This is a genomic window from Bradyrhizobium sp. STM 3557 (genome assembly GCF_045571465.1).
Lineage (GTDB): Bacteria > Pseudomonadota > Alphaproteobacteria > Rhizobiales > Xanthobacteraceae > Bradyrhizobium.
Genome location: NZ_CP120697.1, coordinates 3595054 through 3621571, shown reverse-complemented (window position 1 = coordinate 3621571; position 26518 = coordinate 3595054). Strand labels below are relative to the sequence as shown.

21 protein-coding genes are annotated in these 26518 nt (G+C 65.3%); 7 read left to right on the top strand and 14 right to left on the bottom strand.

Annotated features, from left to right (window positions below; all coding sequences use genetic code 11):
* The 3 genes from guaA to P6U24_RS16350 all read right to left on the bottom strand — a co-directional run bounded on the left by guaA (window position 1) and on the right by P6U24_RS16350 (window position 3518).
* A complete protein-coding gene (gene guaA / locus P6U24_RS16360; RefSeq protein ID WP_407160097.1) occupies window positions 1-1608 on the bottom strand; it encodes a glutamine-hydrolyzing GMP synthase in 1608 nt (535 codons plus the stop codon).
* A gap of 236 nt (window positions 1609-1844) precedes the next feature.
* The gene (locus P6U24_RS16355) at window positions 1845-3143 is read right to left on the bottom strand and encodes an RsmB/NOP family class I SAM-dependent RNA methyltransferase (RefSeq protein ID WP_407160096.1); all 1299 of its coding nucleotides are present in this window, start codon (window positions 3141-3143) and stop codon (window positions 1845-1847) included.
* Window positions 3144-3164: 21 nt separating this feature from the next.
* Window positions 3165-3518, bottom strand: a complete 354-nt coding sequence (locus P6U24_RS16350) for an MAPEG family protein (RefSeq protein WP_407160095.1) — start codon at window positions 3516-3518, stop codon at window positions 3165-3167.
* A 238-nt stretch (window positions 3519-3756) separates the two neighbouring features.
* Here P6U24_RS16350 and P6U24_RS16345 point away from each other — a divergent pair, with 238 nt between their 5' ends.
* Window positions 3757-4590: a metallophosphoesterase family protein gene (locus P6U24_RS16345; RefSeq protein WP_407160094.1), complete on the top strand. Its 834-nt coding sequence runs from the start codon at window positions 3757-3759 to the stop codon at window positions 4588-4590.
* A 236-nt stretch (window positions 4591-4826) separates the two neighbouring features.
* Here P6U24_RS16345 and P6U24_RS16340 read toward each other — a convergent pair whose 3' ends face one another.
* From P6U24_RS16340 to P6U24_RS16330, 3 genes are all read right to left on the bottom strand, one after another.
* Complete coding sequence (locus P6U24_RS16340; protein WP_407160093.1) at window positions 4827-5861, bottom strand: NADP-dependent oxidoreductase; 1035 nt, start codon at window positions 5859-5861, stop codon at window positions 4827-4829.
* Between the two features lie 160 nt (window positions 5862-6021).
* On the bottom strand, window positions 6022-7509 hold the full coding sequence (gene guaB, locus P6U24_RS16335; protein WP_407160092.1) for an IMP dehydrogenase: 1488 nt from the start codon (window positions 7507-7509) through the stop codon (window positions 6022-6024).
* A gap of 294 nt (window positions 7510-7803) precedes the next feature.
* Window positions 7804-8052 (bottom strand): hypothetical protein, encoded by a 249-nt coding sequence (locus P6U24_RS16330; protein ID WP_407160091.1) that lies wholly within the window; start codon window positions 8050-8052, stop codon window positions 7804-7806.
* Between the two features lie 131 nt (window positions 8053-8183).
* On the opposite strand from P6U24_RS16330, the gene P6U24_RS16325 reads away from it, so the two are divergent.
* Window positions 8184-9659: an MFS transporter gene (locus P6U24_RS16325; RefSeq protein ID WP_407160090.1), complete on the top strand. Its 1476-nt coding sequence runs from the start codon at window positions 8184-8186 to the stop codon at window positions 9657-9659.
* Between the two features lie 227 nt (window positions 9660-9886).
* On the opposite strand, the gene P6U24_RS16320 is transcribed toward P6U24_RS16325, so the two are convergent.
* Window positions 9887-11299 carry a glycosyltransferase family 4 protein gene (locus tag P6U24_RS16320; protein WP_407160089.1) on the bottom strand — a complete coding sequence of 471 codons (1413 nt, stop codon included), beginning with the start codon at window positions 11297-11299 and terminating at the stop codon, window positions 9887-9889.
* Window positions 11300-11656: 357 nt separating this feature from the next.
* Between P6U24_RS16320 and P6U24_RS16315 the strand changes: the two genes are divergently transcribed.
* Window positions 11657-12205: a pyridoxamine 5'-phosphate oxidase family protein gene (locus tag P6U24_RS16315; RefSeq protein WP_407160088.1), complete on the top strand. Its 549-nt coding sequence runs from the start codon at window positions 11657-11659 to the stop codon at window positions 12203-12205.
* 424 nt (window positions 12206-12629) lie between these two features.
* Here the strand turns inward: P6U24_RS16315 and P6U24_RS16310 are convergent, their stop codons facing one another.
* The 5 genes from P6U24_RS16310 to P6U24_RS16290 all read right to left on the bottom strand — a co-directional run bounded on the left by P6U24_RS16310 (window position 12630) and on the right by P6U24_RS16290 (window position 17686).
* Window positions 12630-12992, bottom strand: coding sequence for a hypothetical protein (locus P6U24_RS16310; protein WP_407160488.1), 363 nt, complete (start codon window positions 12990-12992; stop codon window positions 12630-12632).
* A 258-nt stretch (window positions 12993-13250) separates the two neighbouring features.
* On the bottom strand, window positions 13251-14789 hold the full coding sequence (locus tag P6U24_RS16305) for a porin (RefSeq protein WP_407160087.1): 1539 nt from the start codon (window positions 14787-14789) through the stop codon (window positions 13251-13253).
* 570 nt (window positions 14790-15359) lie between these two features.
* On the bottom strand, window positions 15360-15692 hold the full coding sequence (locus P6U24_RS16300) for a DUF3551 domain-containing protein (RefSeq protein ID WP_407160086.1): 333 nt from the start codon (window positions 15690-15692) through the stop codon (window positions 15360-15362).
* Window positions 15693-15787: 95 nt separating this feature from the next.
* The gene (locus P6U24_RS16295) at window positions 15788-16480 is read right to left on the bottom strand and encodes an RlmE family RNA methyltransferase (protein WP_407160085.1); all 693 of its coding nucleotides are present in this window, start codon (window positions 16478-16480) and stop codon (window positions 15788-15790) included.
* Window positions 16481-16609: 129 nt separating this feature from the next.
* Window positions 16610-17686 carry a Ppx/GppA phosphatase family protein gene (locus P6U24_RS16290; protein ID WP_407160084.1) on the bottom strand — a complete coding sequence of 359 codons (1077 nt, stop codon included), beginning with the start codon at window positions 17684-17686 and terminating at the stop codon, window positions 16610-16612.
* Between the two features lie 206 nt (window positions 17687-17892).
* Here P6U24_RS16290 and P6U24_RS16285 point away from each other — a divergent pair, with 206 nt between their 5' ends.
* Window positions 17893-20268, top strand: coding sequence for a xanthine dehydrogenase family protein molybdopterin-binding subunit (locus P6U24_RS16285; protein ID WP_407160083.1), 2376 nt, complete (start codon window positions 17893-17895; stop codon window positions 20266-20268).
* 217 nt (window positions 20269-20485) lie between these two features.
* On the opposite strand, the gene P6U24_RS16280 is transcribed toward P6U24_RS16285, so the two are convergent.
* On the bottom strand, window positions 20486-21286 hold the full coding sequence (locus P6U24_RS16280) for a hypothetical protein (protein ID WP_407160082.1): 801 nt from the start codon (window positions 21284-21286) through the stop codon (window positions 20486-20488).
* Window positions 21287-21436: 150 nt separating this feature from the next.
* Here P6U24_RS16280 and P6U24_RS16275 point away from each other — a divergent pair, with 150 nt between their 5' ends.
* The 3 genes from P6U24_RS16275 to P6U24_RS16265 all read left to right on the top strand — a co-directional run bounded on the left by P6U24_RS16275 (window position 21437) and on the right by P6U24_RS16265 (window position 25083).
* A complete protein-coding gene (locus tag P6U24_RS16275; protein WP_407160487.1) occupies window positions 21437-21919 on the top strand; it encodes a YaiI/YqxD family protein in 483 nt (160 codons plus the stop codon).
* A gap of 4 nt (window positions 21920-21923) precedes the next feature.
* Window positions 21924-23735, top strand: a complete 1812-nt coding sequence (locus P6U24_RS16270) for an ABC-F family ATP-binding cassette domain-containing protein (protein ID WP_407160081.1) — start codon at window positions 21924-21926, stop codon at window positions 23733-23735.
* Between the two features lie 268 nt (window positions 23736-24003).
* Window positions 24004-25083, top strand: coding sequence for a D-TA family PLP-dependent enzyme (locus tag P6U24_RS16265; protein ID WP_407160080.1), 1080 nt, complete (start codon window positions 24004-24006; stop codon window positions 25081-25083).
* Between the two features lie 79 nt (window positions 25084-25162).
* On the opposite strand, the gene P6U24_RS16260 is transcribed toward P6U24_RS16265, so the two are convergent.
* Entirely contained in the window at window positions 25163-26401 is a 1239-nt protein-coding gene (locus P6U24_RS16260) for an NAD(P)/FAD-dependent oxidoreductase (RefSeq protein ID WP_407160079.1), read from the bottom strand.
* Window positions 26402-26518: the final 117 nt, after the last annotated feature.

Genomic DNA, 26518 nt, shown 5'->3' with positions numbered 1-26518 from the left:
TCACTCCCACTCGATCGTTCCCGGCGGCTTGCTCGTCACGTCATACACCACGCGGTTGACGCCTTTGACCTCGTTGATGATGCGCGTCGCCGTGTTGCCCAGGAACTTCATATCGAACGGATAGAAGTCGGCGGTCATGCCGTCGGTCGAGGTGACGGCGCGCAGGCCGACGACGTAGTCGTAGGTGCGACCGTCGCCCATGACGCCGACGGTCTTGACAGGGAGCAGCACGGCGAAGGCCTGCCAGATGGTATCGTAGAGGCCGGCCTTCCTGATCTCGTCGATATAGACAGCGTCGGCCTTGCGCAGGATATTGAGCTTATCCCCGGTGATCTCGCCGGGGCAGCGGATGGCGAGGCCCGGGCCTGGGAACGGATGGCGGCCGACGAAGATTTTGGGCAGGCCGAGCTCGCGGCCCAGCGCGCGCACCTCGTCCTTGAACAATTCGCGCAAGGGCTCGACCAGCTTCATGTGCATGCGCTCGGGGAGGCCGCCGACATTGTGGTGCGACTTGATGGTCACCGACGGGCCGCCGGTGAAGGAGACGCTCTCGATCACGTCGGGATAGAGCGTGCCCTGTGCCAGGAAATCGGCGCCGCCGATCTTCTTGGCCTCCGCATCGAACACATCGATGAAGAGCTTGCCGATGGTCTTGCGCTTTTGTTCGGGGTCGGTGACGCCGGCGAGCTCGCCGAGGAACAGTTTTGACGCGTCCACATGCACGAGCGGGATGTTGTAGTGATGGCGGAACAGGTCCACGACGGTCTCGGCCTCGTTCAGCCTGAGCAGGCCGTGATCGACGAACACGCAGGTGAGCTGGTCGCCGATCGCCTCGTGGATCAGCACGGCGGCGACGGCTGAGTCGACGCCGCCGGAGAGGCCGCAGATCACCCGGCCCTTGCCGACCTGCGCGCGGATCTTCTCGATCGCCTCCTCGCGGAAGGCGCGCATGGTCCAGTCGCCGGAGAGGCCGGCGATCTTGCGCACGAAATTGCGCAGGAGCTTGGCGCCATCAGGCGTGTGCACCACCTCGGGGTGAAACTGCATCGCGTAGAACTTGCGCGCATCGTCGGCGATCACAGAGATCGGCGAGCCCTGCGCTTTCGCCACGCCGCGGAAGCCGTCGGGCAGCCTGGTGACGCGATCACCATGGCTCATCCAGACCTCGTAAGTGCCGCCCTTCTCCCAGACGCCGTCAAACAGCGCGCAGTCGTCGGTGACCTCGATGGTGGCGCGGCCGAACTCGCGATGGTGGCCGCCCTCGACAGTGCCGCCGAGCTGCTGCGCCATGGTCTGCTCGCCATAGCAGATGCCGAGCACCGGGACGCCGGCGTTCAGGATAGGCATCGGCACGGAGGGCGCATTGTCGTCGAGCACCGAGGCCGGGCCGCCGGAGAGGATCACGGCCTTCGGCTTCATCTCGCGGAAGGCCGCCTCCGCCTTCTGGAACGGCACGATCTCGCAATAGACGCCGTCTTCGCGCACCCGGCGGGCGATCAGCTGGGTGACCTGGCTGCCGAAATCGACGATCAGAATCTTGTCATGCGCCGAGGCCACGTGGAGCGTCGGGTCGGCGGCGGTGGCTTCGGAATTGTCTGGTGCTGTCATGGCAAGGAATTACGCGACGAATCCCCGCGCCGCAACCCTCCAAGCGCTTCTCCCCCTGTCGTCCCGGGCAAGCCCGGGGCGCGCAGCGCCTCGGGCGCCGACCCGGGACCCATAACCACGGGGCGCAGTTACCGCGCGAGATGCAACGACGCGCGTGCCACAAACCCAGCCCTGTGGCTATGGGTCCCCGCTTTCGCGGGGACGACAGTGGAGGTACTCGGGAAAGCTGCAGGACCTCACTTCTTCTTCAAAATCGCCACGAAAAACCCATCCGTTCCGGTCCGGCGCGGGGTCATCAGCCAGCCTTCGGGCGATTGCAGCGCCGCGTCGGCGAAATCCTCGGCCTTGTCCCAGAGCACTCCGGCGGACTGCTCCGGCGGCACAATCGAAAACTCCGGATGGCGTTCGACGAAGCCGCGGACCTGCTCACCGTTCTCGGGCGTGAGCACCGAGCAGGTGATGTAGGCGATGCGGCCGCCCGGCTTGACCATGGGCGCCGCCCGCTCCAGCACCTCGGCCTGGTCCTTCAGGCGGATCTCCAGCGCGCCGGGGCGCATCCGCCACTTGGCATCTGGATTGCGGCGCCAGGTGCCGGTGCCCGTGCAGGGCGCATCGATCACGACGAGGTCGGCGGAGGCCTTGATGTCCGCGAGCGGCTCCTCCTCGCCTTTCGGCGAGCGCACCTCGGCGTTGTGCACGCCGGCGCGCGACAGCCGCTCATGGATCGGCGCCAGCTGGCGCTTGTCCTGGTCGGTCGCGATCAGCCGGCCCTTGCCCTGCATCTGCGCCGCGAGCGCCAGCGTCTTGCCGCCGGCACCGGCGCAGAGATCGATCACCTGCTCGCCGGGCCTTGCGGCGGCGAACATCGCCGCGAGCTGCGAGCCCTCGTCCTGGACCTCGATATTGCCCTTGATGAAGTCCTCCTCGGCATGGATACCGGGATTGCGGGCATCGGCGCCGAGCGCGATGCGCAGGCCAATCGGCGACCACGGCGTCGGCGAGGGGCGGAGGTGGCCGAGCGATTTGAGCACCTTGTCGCGGCCCGCTTTGAGCGTGTTGACGCGCAGGTCGAGCGGCGCCCGGCTCGCCATCGCGGCGGCTTCCGCGGCGCGGTCCTCGCCGAAGACAGCGGTGAGATAAGGATCGAGCCACTCCGGATAGTCGCCGGCGATGGGCGCCGGCGCGCCTTCGGCTGTGCGCGAGGCCAGCGCGCTGCGTTCGGCCTCGGTCAGCGGCGCCGGCGCGAAGCGGCTGCCGTCGCACAACGCCTCGATGGTCGGAATGTCGAGGCCGCGCTCGAGCTTGAGCATGCCGAGCAGGCGCGCGCGCGGGCTGTCGTCCTCCATCACATAGGCGCTGGAGGCGCGCCGTCGCAGCACGTCCCAGACGAGGCCAGCGATGGCGGCACGGTCGCCGGAGCCGGCGAAGCGGTGGCTGGTGCCCCAATCCTTCAGCGCCTTGGCGGCCGGGGCGCGCTGCGCCTCGATGGTGTCGATCAGTTCGATGGCGGCGGACAGCCGGGCGGCGGGGGTCATTTGTGGCTTTCGACCATAGAGTTAAATCAGAAGCAGGATCTTCAGCGCGAAGTACAGCCACATGGCCAGCAAGACCAGCGCGCTCGCATACCAGGCCATCGAGCGCTCGCCGCTCTCGCGGGAGCTGACCAGAATGCCGGCGTGGGCAAAGCGGGTCACCACGAAGATCCAGGACAGCATCACGATCACCAGATCGGCATGGCGGACCGGCATCGCCAGTGCGATCAGCGCGTAGAACAGCGTCGGCAGGCCGAACTCGTCGGTGCTGACCGGTCCGTTGGAAGTCCGTCCGCGCCCGCCCCGCATCCACAGCAGCAGCGCGAAGGTCAGGCCGACCTGCACGAACACCGGCAGCAAGATCATCTGAACCGACATCGAATTCCCTAACGCCCCCGATCAGGTCCGGCGGACCGGAACCTCTTAACCGCCGCGCACCGGACTCACAATGATTGAAGCCGTGATGTCAGGACGCCGAACAAGGCCCGCCGGTTCCAGCGATTTCCGCCGGCTGCGTGGCCGCCTGACATCAGCACGCCCGGCAATGTCGAAATGTGAAGCAGTTCACATTTTGGTTCTAAGGTCAGCGGTAAGCATGCGCGACAGAGGACCCTGCATGCCCGAATTCCGCCTGATCCAGATTTCCGATCCCCATCTCACCCGGCGCCATGCGTCCCTGACCGCCAATTTCGAGCGCGTGAGTGCGCATATCGACGCTGCGCGGCCCGATCTTGTCATCAACAGCGGCGACCTCGCTTTTGATGCGCCGACCTCGCCCGACGATCTCGCCTTCGCCCGCAGCCTGCATGACGCCCTGCCCGTGCCCTGCCGCTATCTGCCGGGCAACCACGACGTCGGCGACAATCCGACCGAGCTCGGGCCTCAGCCGCCGCACCCGGTCTCCGAGGCCCGCTGCCGGGCCTTCAGCAGGATCTTCGGCGATGACCGCTGGCGGTTCGAGGCGGCGGGATGGAGCTTCATCGGCCTCAACTCGCTGCTGATGCAGTCCGGGCTACCCACCGAAAGCGAGCAGCTCGACTGGCTGGCGACGCAGCTCGCGGCGGCCGCAGGCCGGCCGGTGGCGCTGTTCCTGCACAAGCCGCTGTTTCTGGACACCCCTGACGATCCCGAGCTCGAGGCCAGCGCGATCCGCTATATTCCGCCACCGGCGCGGCGGCGGCTGCTGGACGTGCTCGGCAAGGCCGACCTGCGGCTGGTCGCCAGCGGCCATGTCCACCAGCGGCGCGATTTCACCTATCGCGGCACCCGCCACATCTGGGCGCCGTCGGCCGGCTTCATCATCTCCGACCAGAAGCAGGAACGGATCGGCATCAAGGAGGTCGGCCTGGTCGAATATCGCTTCGAGCCCGACAGCCTCGAGGTCCGCCATATCAGGGCGCCGGGCCAGGTCGATATCGACCTGGACGAGCTGCTGATGGACAATGTTTAGATTGAACTATGAGATGAGGGTTGGATCGAGCTGCACAGGAGCTCCACCTCTCCCGCTGGGAGAGGTCGGATTGCATCGGGAGATGCAATCCGGGTGATGGGTTACGGTCCCTCGTCGGAGCTGAGCCCCCTCACCGGCGCCTGTCGGCGCGACCTCTCCCCGCTGGGGAGAGGTGAACTGAGTGCGCGGGTCGCGTTTCACCGAACCCAGTGTTGAGTGGATTTCACGCGCAATCATCACGCCCGGTCCGGTCCGACGCGGACCAGCTGCTTGCCGAAATTGGCGCCCTTGAGCAGGCCCATGAACGCGCCCGGCGCGTTCTCCAGCCCCTCGGTGACGAACTCCTTGTACTTGACCTTGCCGTCGCGCACCCATTCGGACATGTCCTTGAGGAAATCGCCGTGCCGGGCGGCGAAATCGGAGACGATGAAGCCGCGGATGGTGAGGCGCTTGGTCAGCACGTTGCGCATCAAGGCGCCGGCCCATTTCGGCGCCACCGATTGCGTGTCGTTGTAATGCGCGATCAGGCCGCAGACGGGCACGCGCGCGAACGAATTGAGCAGCGGAAACACCGCCTCGAACACCGCACCGCCGACATTCTCGAAATAGACGTCGATGCCCTTGGGGCAAGCCTCCTTCAGCTTTGCCGCGAGATCGGGATCACGATGATCAATGCAGTCGTCGAAGCCGAATTCATTCTTCACGTAGTCGCATTTGTCCTTGCCGCCGGCGATGCCGATCGCGCGGGCGCCTTTGATCTTCGCGATCTGGCCGACCGCCGAGCCGACCGCGCCGGAGGCCGCGGCGACCACCACGGTCTCGCCGGCTTGCGGCTTGCCGATGTCGAGCAGGCCGGTATAGGCGGTCATGCCGGGCATGCCGAGCACGCCGACCGCCGTCGAGATCGGTGCCAGCTGCGGATCGATCTTGCGCAGGCCGCTGCCGTCGGACAGCGCGTGGGTCTGCCAGCCGGCACGCGACAACACGATGTCGCCTGTCGAAAACGCCGGATTGTTGGAGGCGATGACCTCGCTGACCGTGCCCGCTTCCATCACGCCCCCGACCGGCACCGGCTGCGCATAGGACGGGCCGTCGCTCATGCGCCCGCGCATATAGGGATCGAGCGACAGCCAGATCGTGCGGAGCAGCACCTGCCCCGGACCGGGCTCCGGCACGGCGCATTCCTCGAGCCGGAAGTCGGACGGCTTGGGCTCGCCCACGGGCCGCGCCGCGAGCACGATGCGCTTGGCCTGATTTGAGGCTTGGGACATTATCGTTTCCTCCGATGGTTTTCGTCATTGCGAGCGAAGCGAAGCAATCCAGCGCCGTCAAGCGGCAAGGCTGGATTGCTTCCGCCGTCGCCCTTTGGGCTATGGCGGACAAGTCAGCGCTAACGCGCTTCGCAATGACGGCGGAGGACGATGTGCGGCCTTACGCCCCGCCCGGATAGTTCGGGGCCTCGCGCGTGATGGTGACGTCGTGGACGTGGCTTTCGCGCAGGCCCGCGCCGGTGATGCGGACGAACTCCGCCTTCTCGTGGAATTCATTCAGATTCCGCGCACCGACATAACCCATGGCGGCGCGCAGGCCGCCGGCGAGCTGGTGCATGACGTTGCCGACCGGCCCCTTGTAGGGCACCTGGCCCTCGATGCCCTCGGGCACGAGCTTCAAGGTGTCCTTGATATCCTGCTGGAAGTAGCGGTCGGCCGAGCCGCGCGCCATCGCGCCGACCGAGCCCATGCCGCGGTAGGCCTTGTAGGAGCGGCCCTGCCACAGGAACACTTCGCCCGGCGTCTCGTCGGTGCCGGCGAGCAGCGAGCCGACCATGGCGACATCGGCGCCAGCGGCGAGCGCCTTGGCGAGGTCACCGGAATATTTGATCCCGCCGTCGGCGATTACGGAGACGTCGGCCTTCTTGGCCGCTTCCACCGCATCCATGATCGCCGTGAGCTGCGGCACGCCGACGCCGGCGACGATACGCGTGGTGCAGATCGAACCCGGCCCGATGCCGACCTTGATCGCATCCGCCCCCGCATCGATCAGCGCCTGCGCGCCGTCGCGGGTGGCGATATTGCCGGCGATCACCTGGACCTGGTTCGACAGTCGCTTGATGCGATTGACCGCCTCCAGCACGCGCGAGGAATGGCCATGCGCGGTGTCGACCACGACGAGATCGACGCCGGCATCGATCAGCCGCTCGGTGCGCTCGAAGCCGCCCTCGCCCACAGTGGTTGCCGCCGCGACGCGCAGGCGCCCCTGCCCGTCCTTGCAGGCGAGCGGATGCGCGACCGCCTTCTCGATGTCCTTCACGGTGACGAGACCGACGCAGCGATACTGCTCGTCCACCACGAGCAGCTTCTCGATGCGATGCTTGTGCAGCATCCGCTTGGCCTCGTCCTGGCTGACGCTTTCGCGCACCGTGACGAGGTTCTCATGCGTCATCAGCTCCGACACCTTCTGCTTGGGATCGGTGGCAAAGCGGACGTCGCGGTTGGTGAGGATACCGACCAGCTTGCCCGGAACGCCCTTGCCGCCGCCGGTCACCACGGGAATGCCGGAGATGCCGTGCGTGCTCATCAGCGTCAGCGCGTCCGATAGCGTTGCATCCGGCGAAATGGTCAGCGGGTTCACCACCATGCCGGATTCAAACTTCTTGACCTGCCGCACCTGGGCGGCCTGGCCCTCGGGATCGAAATTGCGGTGAACGACGCCGACGCCGCCGGCCTGCGCCATCGCGATGGCCATGCGCGCCTCGGTGACCGTGTCCATGGCGGAGGCCATGATCGGGATATTCAGCGGGATCGCCCGGGTGACGTGGGAGCGGATGTCGACCTCGGAGGGGAGGACATCCGACAACCCTGGCTTCAAGAGCACGTCGTCGAATGTAAAGGCTTCGCGAATTCCCTGCACGACGGCCATCGTCAACTCCTTATCTGCGGCCGGCCGGCCGCGGCATGATCTGAGGATGAGCGGCGGCGCCAGCGAAAGCCACTGCCTCGCTGTCGAATCGATGCCCATCGGTGGGGTTGACGCGGGTCGATAGCACGCTGACGTGACGAATCAAAGGGGCCACGGGCAGATTCCCGCAATTGCGAACCGAAGTGACCGGCCGCTCGCCCAGGCCCGAAATCCACGGCACAGGCGGAATAAAATATCGCGAGGCGCGCCTTTCCGGGATCGAAATTCCGCGCCGTTCGCTGGGACAGAAGACAATTAGCGCGGATAGCCCGGCGGCGGCCCATAGCGGCGGATGGCATCGACCACTTCGCGGTGGCGGCGCTCCTCCCGCTTCATGTGCACGGCGATGAGGGCATGCGCCGATGGCACCAGCAGCAGGACGTGGAAGACCAGCCCGAGCAGCAGGCAGACCACGATCAGCAGCAGGTTGAGGATGGCCGAGAACGGCTGGCCGTTGAGCAGGAGGCCGAGCGGCGGCACCAGTGCGGCGAGCAGGTAGATCACCTGAGACCTCCGGGCATGTGTCTGTCGTGGAGCATTTAGGGAGCCATGCAGGCAGCGCAATGGCCTCGCCTGCGGCAGGGTGATAAAGCCGCACCGCCCGCCTCTCCCTCCTCCGTCAAGCCCGACTTTCGATGAACAAGCAACGCATCATCCCGCTGATCGTCGCCACCGCGCTCTTCATGGAGAACATGGACTCCACGGTGATCGCGACATCGCTGCCGGCGATCGCCGCCGACATCGGCACCAGCCCGCTGACGCTGAAGCTTGCCATCACCTCCTATCTGTTGTCGCTCGCGGTGTTCATTCCGGCGAGCGGCTGGACCGCCGACCGGTTCGGCGCGCGCACTGTGTTCAGCGTCGCCGTCGGCGTCTTCATGGTCGGCTCGATCGGCTGCGCGTTGTCGCAATCCGTATCGAACTTCGTGTTCGCCCGCATCCTGCAAGGCATGGGCGGGGCGATGATGACGCCGGTCGGACGGCTGGTGCTGCTGCGCTCGGTCGACAAGAGCGAGCTGGTCAGCGCCATGGCCTGGGTCACGGTCCCGGCCCTGATCGGCCCTGTCATCGGCCCGCCGCTGGGCGGCTTCATCACCACCTATTTCTCCTGGCACTGGATCTTCCTGATCAACATCCCGATCGGGCTGCTCGGCGTGGCGATGGCCCTGCGCTTCATCGATCCGATCAAGGAGGAGAATCCCGAACCATTCGATCTCTATGGCATGGTGCTCGCCGGCATCGGCCTTGCCGGCATCGCTTTCGGCTTGTCCGTGGCCGGCCTCAACCTGCTGCCATGGTCGGTGGTCGCCGCGCTGGTCGCCATCGGCGCGATCGCGATGACCCTCTACGTCATGCATGCGCGCCGCACCGGCTCACCGGTGCTCGATTTCTCGCTGTTTCGGCTCGCGACGCTGCGCGCCGCCGTGGTCGGCGGCTTCATGTTCCGGCTTGGCATTGGCGCGCTGCCGTTCCTGTTGCCGCTGTTGATGCAGATCGGTTTCGGGCTGACACCTTTTCAGTCCGGCCTCATCACGTTCGGCTCGTCCGCCGGCGCGATGGGCATGAAGACGCTCGCGAGCCGCATCATCCGCACCTTCGGCTTTCGCAATTTGATGACCGTGAATGCGGTGGTCTCCTCGGTCTTCCTCGCCGCCTGCGCGCTGTTCACGCCGACGACGCCGCTGCTGCTGATTCTGATCATCCTCGTCGTCGGCGGCTTCTTCCGCTCGCTCGAATTCACCGCAATCAACACCGTCGCCTATGCCGAGGTCGACAGCGCGGCGATGAGCCGTGCCACCACGCTGGTCTCGGTCAACCAGCAGCTTGCGATCTCCGCCGGCGTCGCGGTCGGCGCCTTCTCGGTCGAGAGCACGCTGTGGTGGCACGGCGCCACCGATCTCAGCGCGAGCGCCTTCGCGCCCGCTTTCGTCGTGGTCTCGATCGTTTCGGCCGCTTCGGCCTTCTTCTTCTGGCAGATGCCGGACGATGCCGGCCACGAGATCTCCGGCCGCAAGGTCAAGGAGATCGCCAGCCGCAAGGGCGCCGAAAAGGCCGCGCGGAAGGTGGCGACCGAGACCACGCAGGATGCGCGGGACCAGCGCTCGGCTTGATGCGAGCAAATCGCATGGCTACGCCGTCATTGCGAGCCACCCGGTCCGCGCAAAGCGCGGCCGGATGACAGGCTCCGCGAAGCAATCCAGCGTGAATCGCGAGACCCTGGATTGCTTCGGCGCGTCGCGCCTCGCAATGACGAGAAGAGAGAGCAGCAACTCCCACCACATCGTCATTCCGGAGCAGCCCGCTGATGGAGCAGTTCAGCAAGTCGGCGGTGCGCGCCCTAAACGCGTGACAACGCGGCCAGGTACGCTTGCGTGTAGCTCTCGGCCACCACGGACGCAGTGAAGCGGTTGCGGACCCGGACGCGTGCAGCTTCCCTCGCTTGCGCGAGGAAGCTGGGTTCTGCGAGAAACCGTTCGATGGCAGCGATCAGGCTCGCTTCATCACGCGGCTCGACGACGATGCCGGTCACGCCATCCTCGATGATATCGGGAATGCCGGACCAGCGGGTGCCGATCGCCGGCAGGCCGAGAGCCATTCCCTCGAGCAGGCACAAGGGAAACATCTCTCCCGTCTCATATGTCGGAAGCACGACCACATGGGCGCTGCGCATCGCCGCCGGGACGTCGCGATGATCGACCTTGCCTTTGCAATCCACGATCTGGCGCAGACCGAGCCGATCGATCTCCGCCTCGACAGACCCGCGCATCGGCCCATCACCGAGGAACACGGCGCGGAGGCCTGGATGACGCGGCGACAACCTGGACAGCGCACGCAAGAGATCGATATGGCCCTTGCCCTCGACCATGCGGGCGACCAGCACGAGCGTGAGCTCGCCATCGCGCGGCTGCACTGAGACGCCGGAGAAGGCCTGCTCATCGACGCAAAACGGAATGACCTTGCTCTGATCGGCCCGAACGCCTTCGTCGGTCAGCTCGGCGACGGCGGCCGCATAGGGCATCGCAATGGTCGAGGCGAGCCGCTTCTCGATCCAGAACGTGATGTCGGCAAGCCGGTCGCGCTGCGGCGCAAACCAGCTGAGCGTGCCGTGATGCGTAACGACCACGGGGACACCCGTCAGCGCTGCCGCGACGAAGCCATCGAGACAGGAGATGCCCACGGCCTGAATGTGCAGGATATCGTTCGTCTTGAGCAATCGCCGCAGCGCCTGGACGCGCCGGACCCGCAGCATCGCGGTGCCGAGCTTGCGCGGCAGGCGGCTCTCGGCGGCCCCTCTCGACGGAAGATCGTGGACCGCAATGCCGCGGTCATTTCCGATCAGCCGCACGTCCTGGCGGTTGTCGAGATCCATCACGATCGACGGCGTCAAGCCACCGCGCTTCTGAGCGGCCGTGAGTTGCAGGATGAACGTCTCCACCCCCGTCATGCCGAAGTTCGTGCCCATGTAGTGCAGAACGCGAACATCGGAGCGCTGCTCTGGCGGCGTCACGCGCGCCAATGGCAGCGACGTCAATCCGACAGAGGCAAGCAGAGGTGACTCCAGCAGATCGGACAAGCTGTCGGCGGCAACCACAACCAGCGGTTGCGAAAACTCGATTTGCAGCGTCTTGAACAGGACAGCCAGATCGCCAGCGACGGTGCCGATCGCGAGCCATGTCCAGCACAGCACGAGCCCGGGAACGATCGCGGTCAGAAACAGGACCGATCGTACAAATCTTACAGAATTGAACATGACAATAAATGACTGTGAATAGATGCACGATCCCTAAAGCGATCTACGGTGCGGGTCCATGTGACGTTCTGGCGCAAGTGAGCCAACAAGTAACTCTCGGTAGAGCTTATGTATGACGATGGTCAGATCTCGCTCCGGCGCGACATGCGGGGCGCTGGCCGCCCAACACGACTCCTGTCCATGAATAGTGGCGGCTGCTGGTGCAGCAGGCGTCCGAGTGGTTTGCCGAGTTTTGCGCCAAGTGGTCCTTTCGGCCGGATGGCCGCCATCGTAGGCTGCATTCGCGCAAGATGCAGCCAAGTGAGCGCCGGCGCCGTGCATCCAGCGGAGCCACTCCGCACAGTCAGGGGAGAGGACATGAGCGCGCCTGCTTTGCGCCGCACTGACATCGCGATGACGCAGGAGCAGATCGAGGCGACGCTCGCGCGCGGCTTTGCCGGGCGTCTCGCCACTGTTGGCGCGGATGGCTATCCCTATTGCGTGCCGATGCTGTACATCTGGGCCGATCATCAGCTGTTCCTGCACGGCACCAGCGCCCGCGGACATCTGCGGGCCAATGTGGAGCACGAGGCACGCGCCTGCTTCGAACTCGACGAGCCAGGCGAGGTCTTCGACTATGGCCGCTTCGAATGCGATTCCGGCCTCGCTTATTGCAGCGTCATCCTGTTCGGCCGCATCAGTGTCGCGGACGATGTCGCGATCAGGCAGCGGTTCTGCGAACGGCTGATGGAGAAATACGGCAAGCCGGATTCGATCCGGCCCAAGAACTTCTTTCCGCGGCTCGACGCGATCACCGTCTATGCCATGCACGTCGAGCGGATGACCGGCAAGCAGCGGCTGCTACCCGAATTGTCCGAGCAATGGCCGGCGAAAGACCGGACGCGAACGCCGGACGCGCGGCCGTAGGTCGCTTCAGCCGCCTCTAGCGCCCGAGAAAAACCGCGCCGCGCGAGACCTGCCAGGGCCGGCCCCAGGGCGAGCCCGATCTGCCATCGCGCCGTAGGAGGAACCGAACAGCCGCACCACCAGTAGCTGTCGCGGCGCGACGCTCGGCTGCAGCCGCGCGAGCATCACGCGACCGGTTTGCGAGGCGATCGACGCCTCGATCCATCCGAGTCCTTATAGATGGAGCTGAAAAGCCTTGCTCGCATCTCCGTCGTCATTGCGAGCGAAGCGACGTGTCAGAAGTCGATCGCGGACATCTCGCTCGCCGCGGTGAGCGAGATGAACGCCCGGAGGACCACCGAACGGCTTGATGCAGGCGCTCGCCAGCGTCGCGGTGACGGCGAAGCAGGTGATGGCATGGCCGCCTCCATGAACAGAGGCGGCGCTACCCACAATTCCAGACCAGGCCGACCGGCGTGCGGGTCCAGCATGGACCGAGGCTGCCGCCATTGTAATGACCGCGGAAGAATCCAGGCCGGCCGAAATAGTGCCACTCGCCGTCGTAGTAGTTCAGATATTCCGGCGTCGGATCGATGTACCAATGTCGCCGGGACGCATAGCGCGGGCCGCGCGGGGCGCCATTTACGCCATAGATCGGCACGCTGTTGTTCGGCGGCTGACGATAGCCGGGCAGAAAGCCGTAGCCATGCCATTTCTGCGGCGCTCGCTTGTGAGCGGGCGCAGCCAGCGCGAGCGCCGGCAAGAGCATCAGTAGGATTGCAATCGAAGCGGATGAGATGCGCACCATCGAGGCAAGATAGACCGCTTGCTGCATGAATGCGACCGAAATCGACGGCATGCCGGCGGCGGTGTTCGCAGTGTGGCAAGTTTGGCGTTCAAATCCGCAGTTAATGATTTCTGACTGTTTCGGCCTCACGTGCCGGACACGCATGTATCACGGTGCCGGAGGCTGCATCCCGAATCGATCGCCCAGAAAGCACAAACCTCCGGCGGGGCATCGCCGGAGGTCCGTGGAGCATGCTGGAGGTTTAACGTTGTTACAGCATCACCAATTACGCTGAGCGCGGAACAGTGCGCTCACCGTATCCTGATCCTTCAGCTGATAAGTCGCCGCAGGCTTGGCGACGCTCGCGACCGCCGGTGCGTTGGCAAAGCCATCGTACTTCTGGTCGAGATGGGTATAGGTCACGTCGGCCGAGAAGGTCAGGTTCTTGACCGGCGTCCAGCGCGTGATCACACCGATCTGGCCGATGTTGAAGTCTGGATTGCAGGTCGAGCCCGGGGTGAGGAGACGCGCCGTGGCAATGCCGGAGCAGATCAGCGCCGAACCGGTGCTGCCATAGTTGACCGCAGCGTAAGCGCCATAAACAGCCGTGTTCCAGTACGGGCTCCAGTTGTGGGTGTAGGCGCCGCGCATGCCCCAGGTCTTGACCGTCGAAAGGCCCGTGCCCGGTGCGAACACCGCGTCCGCCACGCCGGCAAAGCCGATGCTCTGGAACGCGGAGCCCGAGCCGCCATACATCGAATAGCTGGTGTTGGCCAAGCTCTGGAAGTTGTAGCGGCTGGCACCATCGGTGTAGACGCCCTGGATGTTGATGACGTCGCCGGGCCCGGTCGGGATGTTCTTGATCGACAGAGCCAGCTGACCGGCCCAGCCCCACTTGTCTTCGGGGTGTCCGGTGAGCTCGGTCGCACCGTAATACGCAGCGTGGTTGTCATGCGCCGCGAACGACGCCTGGAACAGACCCCAGGCCTGGTCGACGCGGACCATGCCGATGATGTCAGGAGACGTCGTGCCGCCGATTGCGTTCGCGCCGTACGCACCGCCCAGCACGCCACTGGCGGAGATGCCGGACGTATTCCAGATGTTGGTGGTGAAGAACTGCGACTGGTCCTCGGCCGAGATCGCGGCCGTGATGCCCTGGCCGAAATCGGCGGTATAGGTGAACTGGTTGACGCCGTTCACGTTGCCGCTGCCGCCGACCAGACCGTCGAAGTTGTTGCCGGGATAGTTGGTCCAGGGCGCATCGAACGACGACACGGCCTTACCCATGGTGAAGCCGGCGAACTGGATGAAGGCGTAGTAGACGCCGAGCGTGCCGCCCGAGATGCCGTCATTGCTGAGGCCATTGACCGACGTCAGGCCGGCGGAGTTCGCCGCACCCGTCGAATACTGGGTCCCACCATTGCCGACGCCGCTGTAGGAGCCCGACGTCCAGGTGAACACCAGATCCGCATAAGTGCGGACGACGCCATATTCGGTCGCGGTGCGGGTATCGACGTTGAAATCTTCGCGCGAGCGCATCTGGTAGGTGTTGCTCAGGCGATTTTGCGCACCGGCCACGCCGCTATAGGCGCCGCCATAGTTGCTGTTGGTCCAGAGCGCGGTCTCGGCGCGGATATAACCGCCGAGCTTGATGCAGGTATCCGTGCCCGGAATGTAATAGAAGCCCGCACCGTAAAGCGAGCAGACCCTGACATATTCAACCGCCTTGGCCTTCAACGGAAGATCGGCAGCTTGCGCCCCCGCCGCGGCAAAAATCACTGCTCCCGTGCCGAGAAGCAGGCCCCGAATCGACTTCATTTGCAGATTTCTCCAAGTTATTGGATGGCGGACGCGACCCCTTGCGCGCCCGCCCTTGTTGAACACATCACCGTCTGCACTCACGATCACCTTTTCGGCATTCGTTCGTACACACACGACATGCTCTACACCTTTTATCAAATGATAACCATCATTTAAACTCGCAAACCGGTTACGAGCGACACATTCTCGTTCAACAAATTGCGAAGTTGGGGCGCAAGCATGTCGAGGACAGCAACGCTGAATGGAGACGGCTTGCAGCATGCGATCTATGCGAGTTGTTCCAGGTGTGACATTCGGCTCGGCGCGTCGAACGATGCGTGTCTCATCACCCGCAGTGTGACTCCGTTGTGTCGAGTCGCTCGACGCGATGCTGATATGCGCAGGGCTCCGATCGTTCTATCTGCGTTGAATTACGTAAGACCGATGTAGCAAATCAGCTGAGCAAATAAGGTGACTTCAACGCATCGCGTGCGTACATGCACTCTTGAGTGGGCGCGTGACCACGGTACGTAGTGGCGCCGCCAGCCCGCGTCGCTTCGAACTGCTATTGATGTGAGCCTGCGATGGTCAGCGGGTGTGCCGATGTCGCCGATGCGGGCGCGGCAGCAGATCGGGAGCCTGCGCGAAGAACGGATTCATCATGCAGATCGCCGCCCGTCCCGATGCGCTCGCCCGACATTGCGGCAGCGAGGTGAAGCTGCAGTCATTCCATTCGCCGCCGAACGGCCCCTGATAGAGCTTCATGCACACGGGATAACGTGGATCGTAGGTTTGCGCTTCGGCCGGATGTGACAGCGCCACCAGCGACGCGACCGCAAGCGACAGGAAAGCGCCGGTCAACGCGCGAACCGACAGGCCACGGCGATCGGCGGGATGATGTGGCACAAGCAACTCCGGCATGAACGCAAGATCAGAACCGGCATTTAAGGTGTGCCATCACAAAACGCCAGCGCGTGACGGCGGGTCATCATTGACGAGAACGCGGGTCTCGGCGCTCATTCGCCCGAGCCCGGTGCTCCGCGGTACCCCATCGCCAGCACGTAGCGCTCGGAGGAATCCTGCCGGCTCGCCGCTGGCTTGACGTGGCGGACGCTGGCGAAATCGCGCTTGAGCTGCGCCAGCAGCTCTGCATCCGCTCCGCTCTGGAACGTCTTGGCGAGAAAGCTGCCGCCCGGCTTCAACACCTCGCCGGCGAAGTGCGCGGCGAGTTCGACCAGGCCGACGATGCGGAGCTGGTCGGTCTTGCGATGACCGGTGGTGTTGGCGGCCATGTCCGACATGACAATATCGGCGCGGCCGCCCAGCATCGCCATCAACCGCTCCGGCGCATCGCTCGCGTGGAAGTCGAGCTGGGCGAAGGTCACGCCGGGGATCTCGCCCATCTCGAGCAGGTCGATCGCGATCACCCTGCCCTTGCCCGCCTCCGCGCCGACCCGCCGCGCCGCGATCTGGCTCCAGCCGCCGGGAGCCGCGCCAAGGTCGACCACGGTCATGCCGGGCTTGAGCAAATGATGCTTGTCGTCGATCTCGATCAGCTTATAGGCCGCACGCGAGCGATAGCCGTCCCGCTTGGCCTGCGCGACATAGGGATCGTTGAGCTGCCGCTCCAGCCAGAGTTTCGAGGACAGCTTGCGCTTGCCGCCGGTCTTGACCTGCACATGCATGCGGCCGGTGGTGTCTTTGGCCATGGTGGACTCTGAACTTGGGAGATCGTTGAGTTGATCTGGTGCGGCATCGGAGGTCCACCTCTCCCCGCTGGGGAGAGGTGATTCGAAATTGCGGCGACCATCGTGCCCTAATCGAACTTCAATTCCATCTCAGCTGGTCCGCAGCGCGCCGTCCTCGCGCATCATCTCGACCAGCATGCCCTCGCGCAGGCCCCGGTCGGCGACGCGCAGGCGCGGCAGCGGGAAGGCCTTGCGGATCGCATCCAGGATGGCGCAGCCGGCGAGCACGAGATCGGCGCGATCGATGCTGATGCAGTTGTTCTCGGCGCGCTCCTGGTAGCTCATGGCGAGCAGCCGCGCGACGGTCTTGGTGATCTCGGCATCGTCGATCCAGATGCCGTCAACCCGCCGACGGTCGTAACGCGCCAGATTGAGGTGAATGCCGGCGAGCGTCGTCACTGTGCCGGAGGTGCCGAGCAGGTGCATGCCGTCGAGATCGCCCCCATGCTCGGCCGCGAACGGCGCCACATGCTCCATCACCGCGTCGATCATCCGCGCATAGATGTCCGGCGTCACATCGCGGCCGCCGAAACGCTCGGCCAAAGTCACCACGCCGAGCGGGATCGACATCCAGGCCTTGATCTGCGGCTCGGCGTGCTTCTGCGCGGGATCGCGCTCGATCCGGACCAGCTCCGACGAGCCGCCGCCGATGTCGAACAGGATGGCACCATGACCCCTGGGATCGAGCAGCGGCGCGCAGCCCTTCACGGCCAGCGCCGCCTCGGTCTCGCGATCGATCACCTCGAGCCGGATACCGGCCTCGGCCGCGACCCGGTCGCGGAAGGTGTCGGCGTTCGAGGCCGCGCGGCAGGCTTCGGTCGCGATCAGCCGCAGCCGCTTCGCCTTCTTGGATTCGATCTTGTCCCGGCAGATCGCGAGGGCCGCGATGGCCCGCGCCATCGCCGCCTCGCTGATGCAGCCCGTGGTTGAGATGCCCTCGCCCAATCGGACAATGCGAGAGAAGGAATCGACCACGCGGAAGCTGTCGCCCGAAGGACAGGCGATCAGGAGCCGGCAATTGTTGGTGCCGAGGTCCAGTGCTGCGTAGACGCTGCTGCCTTGATTGGCAGCGCAGCCCGTCGCGGCAGGATCCGGACCAGGCCGCAGCCGGGGCTCCATGTTCCCGCGCGGCTCGAGATCATCCCGGAGCCGCGTATCATTGATCATTCAAATGGTCTTTCCGCCGGGCCATGCGGCCCTCGCCTGGAATGTCGCTTTGGCGAAACATTAGCAGTGCCAAGCGCCTATGCAACAGCCCCGCCATCAGGGGTTACGGAGCATGCCCAATCGGGCGTTGTCGGGCGGTGAGGGCTGGATTATCTGGGAACAGAACGCGATTTCGCGGCCAATCCAGCCTTTCAGGGCCTAGTTCCATGCAAGATTACACCTCTCCGGCCTCCCTCGATAACGCCATGGCACTGCAGAAATACGGTGTCGGGCAGCCGGTCCGCCGGAAGGAGGACGACACGCTGGTCCGGGGCAAGGGCAAATATACCGACGATTTCAACCTGCCGGACCAGGCCCATGCGTGGATCGTGCGCTCCAGCCATGCCCACGGCATCATCAAGGGAATCGATACCACGGCCGCAAGGGCCATGCCGGGTGTGCTCGGCGTCTGGACCGGCGCCGACCTCGCCTCGGCCGGGTATGCCCCCTTCGTCTGCGGCCTGCCGCTGAAGAATCGGGACGGCTCGCCGGTGCTGCAGACCAACCGTCCGGCGCTGCCGACCGACAAGGTACGCTATGTCGGCGATCCCGTCGCCTTCGTGGTCGCGGAGACGGCGACCCAGGCCCGCGACGCCGCCGAGGCGGTCGAGGTCGATATCGAGCCCCTGCCCGCCGTGACCAATGCGGAGGAAGCGGCCAAGCCGGGCGCGCCGCAGCTTTACGATCACATCCCCAATAATGTCGCGCTCGACTACCATTACGGCGACACAGCCAAGGTCGAGGCGGCCTTCGCCAGCGCCGCCCACGTGACCAAGCTCGACATCGTCAACACGCGCGTCGCGGTGGTGCCGATGGAGCCGCGGGTCGCTTTGGCGTCCTTCGACAAGAAGAGCGGGCGCTACACCATCCAGGTGCCCACCCAGGGCGTCAGCGGCAACAAGGCCATGCTGGCGCGGCTGCTCAACGTGAAGCCGGAGCAGGTGCGCATCCTCACCGCCAATGTCGGCGGCTCGTTCGGGATGAAGAACATCGGCTATCCCGAATATATCTGCATCCTGCACGCAGCGAAGGCGCTTGGGCGTCCGGTGAAGTGGCGCGACGAGCGCTCGACCAGCTTTCTCTCCGACAGCCAGGGGCGCGACCAGATCATCCATGCCGAGCTTGCGCTCGACGCCGAGGGCAAGTTCCTGGCAGTGCGGCTATCGGGCTATGGCAATCTCGGCGCCTACATCACCGGCGTCGCGCCGAGCCCGCTCTCGCTCAACACCGGCAAGAACCTCGCGAGCGTCTACCGCACGCCGCTCTTGAGCGTCGACATCAAGACGGTGCTCACCAACATGACCTTGATGGGCGCCTATCGCGGCGCCGGCCGGCCCGAGGCGAACTATTTCATGGAGCGGCTGATCGACGCCGCCGCCGACGAGATGGGGATCGATCGCGTCAGCTTGCGCAAGCGCAACTACATCAAGCCGAGCCAGATGCCGTTTCCGGCCGCTTCCGGCGTCACCTATGATTCCGGTGATTTCGCCGCCGTGCTCCAGAAGGCGCTGGAGATCTCCGACCATGCGGGGTTCGCCAAGCGCAAGCGCGAGAGCCGCAAGAATGGCAAGCTGCGCGGCATCGCGGTCGGCTCCTATCTCGAGGTCACGGCGCCCCCGAGCGGCGAGCTCGGCAAGATCACCTTCGACGCCGATGGCGGCGTGACGCTGACCACCGGCACGCTCGACTACGGCCAGGGCCACGCGACGCCGTTCGCGCAGGTGCTGTCGAGCCAGCTCGGCATTCCCTTCGAGAAGATCCGCCTGGAGCAGAACGACTCTGACCTCGTCCGTTTCGGCAACGGCACCGGCGGCTCGCGCTCGATCACCGCGACCGGCCAGGCGATCGTCGAGGCCTCCGCGCTCGTCATCGCCAAGGGCAAGCAGGCCGCCTCGCATCTGCTGGAAGCCTCCGAGACCGACATCGAATTCGACGATGGCCGCTTCACCATTGCCGGCACCGACCGTGCCATCGACATCATGGAGCTCGCGCAGCGTATGCGCGAGGGCAAGCTGCCTGAGGGGGTCCCAAGCTCGCTCGACGTCGATCACAACACCACGACGACCGAGTCCGCCTTCCCGAACGGCTGCCATGTCGCCGAAGTCGAGGTCGATCCGGACACCGGCGTCGTGCAGGTGGTCGGCTACACCGGAGTCAACGATTTCGGCACGGTCGTCAACCCGATGATCGTGGCCGGCCAGCTCCATGGCGGCGTCGCCCAGGGCATCGGCCAGGCGCTGATGGAGCACGTGCGCTACGACGAGCACGGCCAGCCGATCACCGGCTCGCTCATGGACTATGCGCTGCCGCGTGCCTCCGACATTCCGAGCATGACGGTGGGCGACCAGCCGGTGCCGGCCAAGACCAATCCCTTGGGCACCAAGGGCTGCGGCGAGGCCGGCTGCGCCGGCTCGCTCGCCTCGGTCGTCAACGCTGTCATCGACGCGCTTTCGGAGTACGGCATCAAGCACCTCGACATGCCGCTCACCCCGGAGAAGGTCTGGCGCGCGATCCAGGAGGCGAAGGCGAACAAGGCGGCGTGATACGTCGAGCTTCAGCCCGGTTCAAATGACCCGCGCAGTCCCTTCGCGCTCAGCTGTCATCGCCCGCGAAGGCGGGCGATCCAGTATTCCGTGACAGTTTTGGTTGGACGGAGACGCCGCGGCGTATTGGATGCTCCGGCCTTCGCGGAGCGTGACGGTTGCCGTGCAGAGGCCAGGCGCCTCTTTCAGGACCTCTCTTTCAGGACCTCGCCCCTTCCTACGCCGCCGCCTGCTGCCGCGGCTGATAGATCGCCACATGATGGCAATACGCCAGCGGCGTCTTGCCGTTGGCGACCACCAGCGCGTCGAGCTCGACGAAGCGATGGCCCTTCTTCTCGTAGTTGGCGATCACCTTCGCCCGCGCCGTGATCTCGTCGTCCGGCTGCAAAGGAGCCAGGATCTGCATCCGGCTGCCGACGTGAATCCATGGACCGAGGATCACGTTGTCGACCAGAAGCCGGTTCATCACCTTCTGCAGCAGGCCGGGATGGCCGAGCCCCTCGCGCGTATAGATCGAATCGCTCTCGCGGATGTCGGCGCGGTAGGCCGCACCGGTCGCGCCCGGCCAGGCCCGCGGCGCGGTGCCGAGCCAGGTGCCTTCCACAAAGGACGACGCGCCGATGGGCTGGCGTTCGGCCACGGGTCCCACATCCCTAAAATCAGCCAGCGCAATCGCTGGCGCAGCCGGCGGCAGCGACGCCGAGCCGGTGGCGCAGAGTTCGCCGCGGCTCACAACCTCGAGCGTCAGCACACCGTCGCTTTCGCTGCCGCTGACCTCGACGGTCTCGCCGTCATAAACGGGTTTAAGGAAGCGCGCGTCCATCAGCCCGCGCTCCAGGAACGCCCGCCCCCACTCTGCCACCGGCAGATGCATCATATAGGCCATGACGTCGACGCCGGGCACCAGCCCGCCTGCGAAGCCGAAACGGCGCGCCACGGTGTCGTCGTGCATCTTGTTCTCGGATTGTTTTGCCGTGTTGTAGGCTTTGACCACGTGGCTTTCGAGCGCGCGCGCCATCGGTGTTTCCCTGTTCTTGTCGTTGTCTGCCCGAATGGTAGCCGCCGGGAACGGACCGGCCAAGGTTTACGTCAACGCGTTCGTTCGGCTCGCAATTCCCTGCGCGATGGGTTACCACCCGAGGCCCGAAACACGCGGAAGACGACCGAATTGAACCCGACCCGGATCTATGTTGACGCTGACGCCTGTCCGGTGAAGGACGAGATCTATCGCGTCGCGATGCGGCACGATGTGCCCGTCAGCGTGGTCGCGGGGAACTTCATCCGCATTCCCCAGGACCCGCTCATCGAGCGGGTCGCCGCCGGCGGGGGGATGGATGCCGCCGACAACTGGATTGCCGAACGCGCTGGTCCCGGCGACATCGTCGTCACGGCCGACATTCCGCTGGCGGACCGCTGCGTGAAGGCAGGCGCCGAGGTGATTGCGCCGAACGGCAAGCCGTTCACGAAGGAGTCGATCGGCATGGCGCTGGCGGTGCGCAACCTGATGACGGATCTGCGCTCGTCGGGCGAGATCACCGGCGGGCCGCGCGGTTTCACGCCGCGTGATCGCTCGACGTTCCTGTCGGCTCTTGATCAGACAATTCGACGCATTCAGCGCCAGCGCGCCAACCAACAAGCGCAGCAGAGCTAATCCCATGGCGCCTCCGCTCATCCAGCTCAAAGACATCAAACTGACGTTCGGCGGCACGCCGCTGCTGTCCGGCGTCGAACTGTCGGTCTCGCCCGGCGAGCGCGTCTGCCTGATCGGCCGCAACGGCTCGGGCAAATCGACCCTGCTCAAGATTGCTGCTGGGCTCGTCGATTCCGATTCCGGCAGTCGTTTTGTTCAACCGGGAGCCACGGTGCGCTATCTGCCGCAGGAGCCGGACTTCTCCGGGCACGCGACGACGCTCTCTTATGTCGAGGCCGGCCTCGGCCCCGGCGACGATCACTACCAGGCGCGCTACCTGGTCGAGCAGCTTGGCCTCACCGGCGAGGAGGATCCAGCGCATCTCTCCGGCGGCGAGGCGCGGCGCGCGGCGCTGGCGCGGGTGCTCGCGCCCTCGCCCGACATTCTGTTGTTGGACGAGCCGACCAACCATCTCGATCTCACAACCATCGAATGGCTGGAGAACGAGCTCGACGGACGGCGCAGCGCGCTGGTCCTGATCAGCCATGACCGCCGCTTCCTCACCAACCTGTCGCGCGCCACAGCCTGGCTCGACCGCGGTCAGATCAGGCAGATCGACCGTGGCTTCGCCGCCTTCGAGGCCTGGCGTGACGAGGTGCTGGCGGAAGAGGAGCGCGAGCAGCACAAGCTCGACCGCAAGATCGTCAACGAAGAGCACTGGCTGCGCTATGGCGTGTCCGGCCGGCGCAAGCGCAACGTCAAGCGGCTCGCCAATCTGCACGCGCTGCGGCAGCAGCGGCGCGACTATCGCGGCACGGCTGGCAGCGCCAATCTCGCGGCAAGCGAGGCCGACAAGTCCGGCAAGCTGGTGATCGAAGCGAAGGGCGCGTCGAAAGCTTATGGCGAGCGCAAGATCGTTGATGATTTCTCGATCCGCATCCAGCGCGGCGACCGCGTCGGCATTGTCGGGCCCAACGGCGCCGGCAAGACCACCCTTGTCAATCTGCTGACCGGCGCCAGCGAGCCGGATGGCGGCAGCGTGCGGCTCGGCGTCAACCTGGAAATGGCGACGCTCGACCAGCATCGCGAAAGCCTCGATCCCAAGTCGACCTTGGCAGAAGCCTTGACCGGCGGCCGCGGCGACCACGTCATGGTCGGCGGCAAGCCCAAGCATGTCGTCAGCTACATGGAGGACTTCCTGTTTGCACGCGAGCAGATGCGCACGCCACTGGAGGTGCTCTCGGGCGGCGAGCGCGGCCGCCTGATGCTGGCGCGCGCGCTGGCCAAGCCCTCGAACCTGCTGGTGCTGGACGAGCCGACCAACGACCTCGATCTGGAGACGCTCGACGTGCTCGAGGACATGCTCGGCGACTACGAGGGCACCGTGATCCTGATCAGTCACGACCGCGACTTCCTCGACCGCATCGTGACTTCCGTGATCGTGCCAGAGGGCAACGGCAAATGGGTCGAATATGCCGGCGGCTACAGCGACATGCTGGCGCAGCGCGGCGCCGACCTGAAGCGCGAGGCGCCGAAGGCCGCTGCGCCGGAGAAGAAGGAAACCAAGGCAGCCGCGGCGCCGGGCGGCGCGCCGAAGCGAAAACTCTCCTTCAATGAGAAGCACGCGCTGGAGACGCTGCCGAAGACGATCGCCAAGCTGCAGGCCGAGATCGAGAAGCTGCAGACGGTGCTGGCCGATCCGAGCTTATATGCCACGGACCGCAAAAAATTCGACGCCGCCTCCGCCGCAATCGCCACTGCGCAAACCGAGCTCACCGCCGCCGAAGACCGCTGGCTCGAGCTTGAAATGCTAAGGGAAGAGATCGAGAGCGCGTGAGGCACAATGTTGATGGCGTTCTCGAATGAAATCGCTTTGGTCGCCACAACATCGGTGCACCCTCTCCCCTTGTGGGAGAGGGTGGCGCGCATCGTTAGATGCGGGCCGGGTGAGGGGTTTGTCTCCGCGGATGCAGACCCCTCACCCGCCTTCGATGCTTCTTCGTATCTCAGGCACCCTCTCCCACAAGGGGAGAGGGTACACTTCCCGAGCCGCTTCACTTTAATTCACAACTAACAACGCCAGCTTGCAGTCACGAGGCCAAACCATGACCACGCCGCTCGCCGCCAAAATTGCCAGAGAATACGGCACGCCCTGCGCCGTCGTCGACATGGAGAAGGTCGAGCGCAACATCGCGCGGGTGCAGGCGCAGTGCGATGCCGCCGGCATCGCCAATCGGCCGCATATCAAGACTCACAAGAGCCCAGTGCTGGCGAAGCTGCAAATCGAGGCCGGCGCCAAGGGCATCACCTGCCAGAAGATCGGCGAGGCCGAGATCATGGCAGAGGCCGGCATCGACAACATCCTGATCAGCTATAATCTGATCGGCGAGGAGAAGATGGCGCGGCTCGGCGCGCTGCAGGCCAAGGCCGACGTCACCGTCGCCGCCGACAACGCCACCGTGATATCGGGCCTCCCGCAGGCCGCAGCGCAATCCGGCCGCACGCTGTCGGTGGTGGTCGAATGCGACACGGGACGCAAGCGCGCCGGCGTCGAGACGCCGGCCGAGGCGATCCAACTGGCGCAGCAGATCGCCGCCTCCGAGGGCCTGCGCTTCGCCGGCTTCATGCTGTATCCGACCGAGAGCGGCTGGGAGGACGCGCAGAAGTTCTATGACGAGGCGCTGGCCGGCGTGCGCGCCCACGGACTGGACGCCACCATGGTCTCGACCGGCGGCTCGCCGAACCTGAAGAATCTCGGCAAGCTGAAAGGCGCGACCGAGCATCGCCCGGGCACCTACATCTACAACGACCGCATGCAGGTTGCGGCCGGCGTGGCCAGTTGGGACGATTGCGCGCTTCACATCTATTCCACGGTTGTGAGCCGCGCCGCGCCCGAGCGCGGCATCCTCGATGCCGGCTCCAAGACGCTGACCACCGACACAGGCGGTCTCGACGGCCACGGCCTGATCCTGGAGCATCCCGAAGCCAAGATCGCCCGCTTCGCCGAGGAGCACGGTTTCCTCGATCTCTCGCGCAGCAACACCCGCCCCAATGTCGGCGACGTCGTGCGCATCGTGCCCAACCATGTCTGCGTTGTCGTCAACATGATGGACGAGGTCGTGATGGTGCGCGGCGACGAGATCCTGGGCGTGCTGCCGGTCGCAGCGAGGGGAAAGCTGCGGTAACACCTCTTGCTCCATCGTCATTGCGAGGAGTCGAAGGCGACGAAGCAATGACGGCGGCAGTAGATGGGTTGAGCTACGCTCAACCCATCCGTCGATTCAGCCACCTAAGCACGCCCCTGCCCGCCGCCACGCCGGTCGCGAACGACGCCTGCAGAAGATAGCCGCCGGTCGGAGCTTCCCAATCCAGCATCTCGCCGGCCGCGAACACGCCGGGCAGGCGCTTGATCATGTAGGCGGTGTCCAGTTCATCTAACGCGATACCGCCCGCGCTCGATATCGCGCGTGACAGGCCTGACGTAGCGGTGAGCTTCACCGACACGGCATTGACTAGCGCGGCGAGTTCATCGGCCCCGAATGATGCGAGCTGGCGCCCGGCATTGATCGCAGCTTCCTGCAACAACCCGATCGCGACCGGCGACAACTGTAATGACTTGCGCAGGACGTTGGAGAGCGATTGCTTGCCGCGCGGCGCCGACAGGCGCGCGACGAGATCTCTCGTTGTGAGATCAGGCCGCAGCGCGATCTGCGGTGTAGCCTCACCTGATGCGGCAATCGCCTCACGCAGCTCGGACGATAACGCATAGACCGCACCGCCTTCGATCCCTTCGCGGGTGATCACGGCCTCGCCGCGCACGATGCGACCGCCGAATAATAGCGCGATGCCCTTCAGCGGCTGCCCCTCGAAACGATCGCGGAAGATCTCCGACCAAGCGACGGTGAAGCCGCAATTGGCCGGCCTGAATTTCGTGATCGCGACGCCCTCATTCGCGAGAATATTCGTCCATCTGCCGTCGGAGCCAAGCCGCGGCCAGCTGGCGCCGCCGAGCCCGAGCACGGTCGCGTTCGCTTCGACGACGCGCAGTCCGTGAGGCGTCTCGAACAGCAAGCGCCCCTGCCCGTCCCAGCCGGTCCAGCGATGGCGCAGCGCCAGCCGCACACCCTGTCTATCCAACCGGTGCAGCCAGGCGCGCAGCAGCGGCGAAGCCTTGAAGCTTTTCGGGAACACGCGGCCCGAGGAGCCGACAAAGGTCGGCTCGCCCAGCGTCTCGCACCAGTCACGCAGATGTTGTGGCGGAAAGGCACTGACGGCAGCCTCCAGGAACGGCGCGGCTTCGCGGTAGCGCGAAAGGAATGCGGGCAGCTCCTCGCTATGGGTCAGGTTGAGCCCGCCGCGCCCGGCCATCAGGAATTTGCGCGCCACCGAGGGCATCGCATCATAGACAGTGACGGCGGCCCCGCCCTCGGCCAGGACCTCGGCGGCCATCAGCCCGGAAGGACCGGCGCCGATGACGGCGACGTTTTTTGCAATCGAGGACATCGCGCCAGCGAATGTGGGAGGAACTCTTTATCCGCAAAAGAGGTCGTCATTCCGGGATGCGCGCCGAAGGCGCAAGCCTGAATCCATACTCCAGATCGTGGTTATGGATTCTCGGAT